Origin of the sequence: Halalkaliarchaeum sp. AArc-GB, from assembly GCF_031432225.1 — an archaeon.
Lineage (GTDB): Archaea > Halobacteriota > Halobacteria > Halobacteriales > Haloferacaceae > Halalkaliarchaeum.
This window is the reverse complement of sequence record NZ_JAVKGM010000036.1, coordinates 1-1063: the sequence shown is the minus strand read 5'-3', so window position 1 is coordinate 1063 and position 1063 is coordinate 1. Positions and strand designations below refer to the sequence as shown.

Annotated in this window: 1 protein-coding gene; it reads left to right on the top strand. The window is 58.0% G+C overall.

Annotated elements, in window-relative coordinates; all coding sequences use genetic code 11:
• Positions 1 to 49: 49 nt before the first annotated feature.
• On the top strand, positions 50 to 1042 hold the full coding sequence (locus RH858_RS16720) for a transposase (protein ID WP_259534701.1): 993 nt from the start codon (positions 50 to 52) through the stop codon (positions 1040 to 1042).
• Positions 1043 to 1063 lie beyond the last annotated feature (21 nt).

Here is a 1063-nt window from a genome sequence, read left to right as displayed (position 1 = left end):
GAGCCTGTCATAGAAAGCGTCACGTACGAAGCGGCAGGGTGCGCGAAGTGTGTCCAACACCAGCACAGCCCTGCAAGACGTAGCTTCGGTAGACGACTTCTTGAATGTCGCGGCTACCGAGACGGTATCGCTGTTCGACCATCTTGAGTTCGAGTTTCTGCTGGAGTACGACGTGTTCGCCCCCGCTCGCCGGGGGCGAACACGAGTTCACGAGCCACCTGATCTCTTTCGCGGCTTTTTGCACTGCTACTACGAGGATGTCTACGGCACACGTCCGGTGACACGAGAACTTCAGAACGGCCTTGTCTGGTACTACTGCGGACTCGACAAACCGCCATCCAGAGACACGGTTGATCGCTTTCTCACCGACCTCGAACACGTTATTGACGATGTCTTCGACAGACTCGTCGAGCAGGCCGCCGCCCGCGGCCTGCTCGACTCCACGTACTCCATCGATTCGACCCACGTTGAAGCGATCCAACACAACGACGCTGCCTCGTGGAATTACGATCCAACAGCTGAGGAATACTACTACGGCTTCGGCTGTACGATCGTTTCAACCGGTTCAAAGATCCCGATAGCAGCGGAGTTCACACAGGCCAAACAAGCGGATCAGGAGACGGCGATGCGCGTCACGCGTGACGCGCTCGCCGTCGATACACCGGTCTGGATGCTGGGAGACAGCGCCTACGACATCCTCGATTGGCACGACCACCTGCTGGCCGCAGGGGTCGTGCCAATCGCTCCATACAATCCGCGAAACACTGACGACCCGAAAGACATCGAGTACAGGATCGAAGACCGAATCGAGGAACACAGCGAGGACGTGCAGCTGAAACAGTCCATCTTGGAGGAGACGTACAACAACCGGACAGGAGTCGAACGAACCAACGACGCAGTCAAGGACTGCGGCCTCGGGCAGGTCTGCGCCCGAGGCCGCGTCCACGCACGGACAGAAGTGTTCCTTGCGCTGTGTCTCCGACTCGTCGTGGCCATCACCAACTACGAGCGAGGAAACAATCCGGGCTGTGAGAAGCTATGAGATGGATTCTATGACAGGCTC